Consider the following 3,642-nt stretch of genomic DNA (forward strand, 5'->3'; position numbering starts at 1 on the left):
CGATCGTGGAGTCCTTGCCGACCAGGATCGCGTCACCCTTGCCGGTGGCCGAGAGCGCCCCGACGATCTTGATGTCGGCGTCGGCGGCCGCGCCGAAGATCACCGGGGTATTGCCGGTTTGGGCGATGTCGATGCCGCCCGCACTCGCCGCCTCGACCAGCGGCAGACCGGCGGTGAAGGTGGAGAATTCGATCTTGTAGGGCAGGTTCTCCAGCTGACCCGATGCCTTCAGCAACACCTCGATCGAAATCGCCTTCTGGTCACCGACTTTCAGCGTGACGGTGCTCAGGTCGACCGGGCCCGAGGGCGCGGCCTCGGTCGCCGTGTCGTCACCGCACGCGCTCAGTGCGAGCGTTGCGACGACGGCGAGGGCAAGGCCTGCCAGACGGGACATCGGAGTGCGTTTCACGGGAACAACTTTCGTGCGATGGTGCGGAGGGTTCAGTGCACGCCGAGCAGCGCGAGCAGGTGCGTCGCGTACTCGGCGACTTCCGGCGCGGCGGCGGTGCGGGGGCGTGGTAGCTCGATGGGCACGTCGGCGGCGATGCGGCCGTCGTCGAGAACGAGAACGCGGTCGGCCAGGGTGATCGCCTCCAGCACGTCGTGGGTCACCAGCAGGACGCCGAACTCGCGCTGAGCGTGCAGGCCGAGGAGCAGCTCGTGCATCGTCAGCCGGGTCAGCGCGTCGAGCGCGCCGAAGGGCTCGTCGAGCAGCAACAGCGTCGGCTCGGCCACCAATGCCCGTGCCAGCGCGGCACGTTGGGCCTCACCACCGGACAGAGTGAGCGGCCACGCGTCGGCGCGACCGGCGAGGCCGACCTCGGCGAGCAGGTCGCGGGCGGCTTGCTCGTCGGCACGTCGATTGCGCGGCTTCGGCCTGCCGAGGGCCACATTGCGCACCACCGGCTGCCACGGAATCAGGCGGGGTTCCTGGAAGACGATCGTCGGCCTGCCTTCGACGGAAGCCGCACCGCGAGTGGCGGTATCGAGGCCGCCGATGATCCGCAACAGCGTGGACTTGCCCGATCCACTGCGCCCGACCAGCGCGACGATCTCGCCCGCGCCGATCTCGAGATCGATCCCGTCGAGCACGGTGCGGTCACCGAATCGCTTGCTGAGAGCGGCGATCCGGGCGGCGGGCACGCGAGCCGATCGCGACGAGATGGGGGTGACGGTCGTGGCGGCGGCAGCGGTCATGGGGTGAACCTCGCGATCGAACGGCGGCGGGTAGCGGGCCTGCCTGCTCTCGGGACGGGGTGGGTCCTCGAGCCGGCGGAAGAAGCGGACATCAGCGGTGCACCGCCGGGCGCCAGCGCAGTGCGCGGCGTTCGAGCAGCCGCACGATCGAGTCGGTGAGCAGGCCGAGCAGGCTGTAGACCACCAGTCCGAACACCACGATGTCGGTTCGCAGGAATTCGCGGGCATTGTTGACGACGAAGCCGAGTCCGGCACTGGCATTGATCTGTTCGGCCACGATGAGCGAGAGCCAGGCGATGCCGAGACTCTGCCGGGCGCCGACCAGGATCTGCGGCAGGGCGCCGGGGAGCACGAGCAGGCGCAGGCGTTCGGCGAGTCCGAGGTGCAGGGCACTGCCGAGTTCGAGCAGTTTCGGGTCGAGCTGGCGGATGCCCGAGAAGGTGTTGAGGTACAGCGGGAAGAACACACCGAGGGCGATCAGGTAGACCTTGGGCTCCTCGCCGATGCCGAACCAGATGATGAACAGCGGGATCAGGCCGAACAGCGGGATGGTGCGGATCATCTGCAGCGGCGGGTCGACCGCGTACTCACCGATCTTGCTCAGGCCGGCGAGCACGCCGAGTACCAGCGCGAGAACCGCGCCGAGGGCGAAGCCGTACAGCGCGCGCTGGCCGGAGACCAGCAGGGCCTCGGTGAGCTGGCCGGATCGGTAGGTTTCCAGACCCGCGTCCAGCACCGCGGACGGCGCGGGCAGTTTCTTGGCCGGGATCGAGCCGCTGGCGCTGGCGAGCTGCCAGATGACCAACACCGCGAGCGGCGAGAGCGCGCGCAGGAACCCGGGGCGACGGTACAGCGGGATCCGTCGCTCGCCGGTTTCGGTGGGCCTCTCCAACAGCATGCGAGCATGGTGCCCGCCCGAAGCGGTATACCGACAGGGTTCGAATCAGCTCGAGGATTTGTCGGCTCGGCGGGAGATCTGCTGCACCGCCCAGCTATTCCCGTCGGGATCGCTGAAGAAGACGAAACCGACATTGTCGAGCGGGTGCGGGACGGGCCGTGGATTCTTGCCGAGCTCGCGCACCTCGCTGACCTCGACTCCCCGCGCCACCAGCTCCGCGTGCGCCTGCTCGATATCGGGAACCACGAGTTGCAGGCCCTTCAGCGAGCCCGGCGGCATCTGCGGCACCGCCCCTTTGCCGATGACGATCGAGCAGCCCGAGCCAGGCGGGGTGAGTTGCACGATGCGCACGTCGTCGGAGATCACCGTGTCGTGGTCGACGGCGAACCCGAGCTGACGCGCGTAGAAATCTTTGGCCCGATCGATATCGGAAACCGGGACGATCACAACTTCCAGGGTCCAGTTCACTACGCGCCTCCGCGTTGCAGTCCGGGTGATGCGCCAAGTCTGCCAGCTGCGTGCTCGGGAGCAGAGCCGTATCGGCGGCGGTCAGGGCTTGCGTTCCCATCGCCAGGCGAACTCGCCGGTCGCAGGGGGTGGGCCCGGTAACTCACCCTCGGCGGTGAGCCCGTCCACCATCAGCGCGAGGACACGTTGGCGCAGTTCGGCGGTGCGCGCCGGGTCGGGCATGGTGATGGCCGAGCAGGCCTCGAGGATCAAGCCGAGGTCGAGGGCGTCGACATCGGGCCGAAGGCGACCGCTGGCGTGGGCGCGGCGGACCAGCTCCTCGCCGGCCTCCCCCGAGTGCACGACGTCGGGCAGCATCGACTCGTCGGGCGTGAAGGTGCCCGCCAGACGCACGGTGAGCGAGTGCACGTCGGCCTCGACGACCCGTTCCAAGAATCCGACGAACCCGCGCCAGCCATCCGAATCCATTAGCGCCGCATCGGCTTCCGCGTTGAATCGCCGTAGCCCTTCGTGACAGAGGGTGCGCAGCAGCACCTCCTTGCTCGGATACCGCCGGTAGAGCGCGCTGATCCCGACGCCCGCCCGTTCGGCCACGGCGGCGATCGGTGCGTTCGGATCGTCGAGGAACACCGCGCGGGCGGCGTCGAGGATCAGTCCGTCGTTGCGCGCGGCCTGCGCCTTGCGACCGGGCAAGCGGGGCTGATCTGCGGTTTCGGTCTGGTTCGCCATGAAAATCAGCCTACCACTTGAAACGGAACGCTCCGTTCTGTTATGGTTGGAACAGAACGAAACATTCCGTTTCAATTTGAGGAGTCGACATGGCCACCATCACCCCGTTCCGAATCGACGTTCCGCAGGCCCGCCTCGACGACCTCGCCAACCGGCTGCGCGGCGCCCTGTACCCCGACGAACTGCCCGGCGTCGGCGACGCCTACGGCGTCCCGGCCGGTCGCGTCCGCACTCTCGCCGAGTACTGGCTCGAGGAGTTCGATTGGCGCGCGCTGGAATCCGAGCTCAACGCCTACCCGCAGTTCACCACCGAGATCGAGGGCGAGGACATCCACTTCCTGCACATCCGC

Annotated in this window: 5 protein-coding genes and 1 pseudogene; 1 reads left to right on the forward strand and 5 read right to left on the reverse strand. The window is 68.2% G+C overall.

Annotated elements, in window-relative coordinates; genetic code table 11:
* The 5 genes and pseudogenes from ACFWF3_RS28155 to ACFWF3_RS28175 all read right to left on the reverse strand — a co-directional run.
* A pseudogene (locus ACFWF3_RS28155) lies at positions 1 to 409 on the reverse strand (ABC transporter substrate-binding protein); the annotation flags it as partial.
* 32 nt (positions 410 to 441) lie between these two features.
* On the reverse strand, positions 442 to 1,197 hold the full coding sequence (locus tag ACFWF3_RS28160) for an ABC transporter ATP-binding protein (protein WP_379316475.1): 756 nt from the start codon (positions 1,195 to 1,197) through the stop codon (positions 442 to 444).
* Between the two features lie 91 nt (positions 1,198 to 1,288).
* The gene (locus ACFWF3_RS28165) at positions 1,289 to 2,095 is read right to left on the reverse strand and encodes an ABC transporter permease (RefSeq protein ID WP_379316477.1); all 807 of its coding nucleotides are present in this window, start codon (positions 2,093 to 2,095) and stop codon (positions 1,289 to 1,291) included.
* 45 nt (positions 2,096 to 2,140) lie between these two features.
* The gene (locus ACFWF3_RS28170; protein ID WP_379316479.1) at positions 2,141 to 2,563 is read right to left on the reverse strand and encodes a VOC family protein; all 423 of its coding nucleotides are present in this window, start codon (positions 2,561 to 2,563) and stop codon (positions 2,141 to 2,143) included.
* A gap of 81 nt (positions 2,564 to 2,644) precedes the next feature.
* The gene (locus ACFWF3_RS28175; protein ID WP_379316481.1) at positions 2,645 to 3,292 is read right to left on the reverse strand and encodes a TetR/AcrR family transcriptional regulator; all 648 of its coding nucleotides are present in this window, start codon (positions 3,290 to 3,292) and stop codon (positions 2,645 to 2,647) included.
* A gap of 89 nt (positions 3,293 to 3,381) precedes the next feature.
* On the opposite strand from ACFWF3_RS28175, the gene ACFWF3_RS28180 reads away from it, so the two are divergent.
* The coding region (locus tag ACFWF3_RS28180) for an epoxide hydrolase N-terminal domain-containing protein (protein WP_379316483.1) at positions 3,382 to 3,642 on the forward strand (261 nt) is incomplete at its 3' end.

This window comes from Nocardia sp. NPDC060220, from assembly GCF_042727815.1.
In the GTDB taxonomy this organism is placed as follows: Bacteria; Actinomycetota; Actinomycetes; order Mycobacteriales; family Mycobacteriaceae; genus Nocardia.

Bases quoted from the DNA above. Each gene is read 5' to 3' on its own strand.
- ACFWF3_RS28160 (WP_379316475.1), bottom strand. From the start codon at position 1,197: ATGACCGCTGCCGCCGCCACGACCGTCACCCCCATCTCGTCGCGATCG.
- ACFWF3_RS28165 (WP_379316477.1), bottom strand. From the start codon at position 2,095: ATGCTGTTGGAGAGGCCCACCGAAACCGGCGAGCGACGGATCCCGCTG.
- ACFWF3_RS28175 (WP_379316481.1), bottom strand. From the start codon at position 3,292: ATGGCGAACCAGACCGAAACCGCAGATCAGCCCCGCTTGCCCGGTCGC.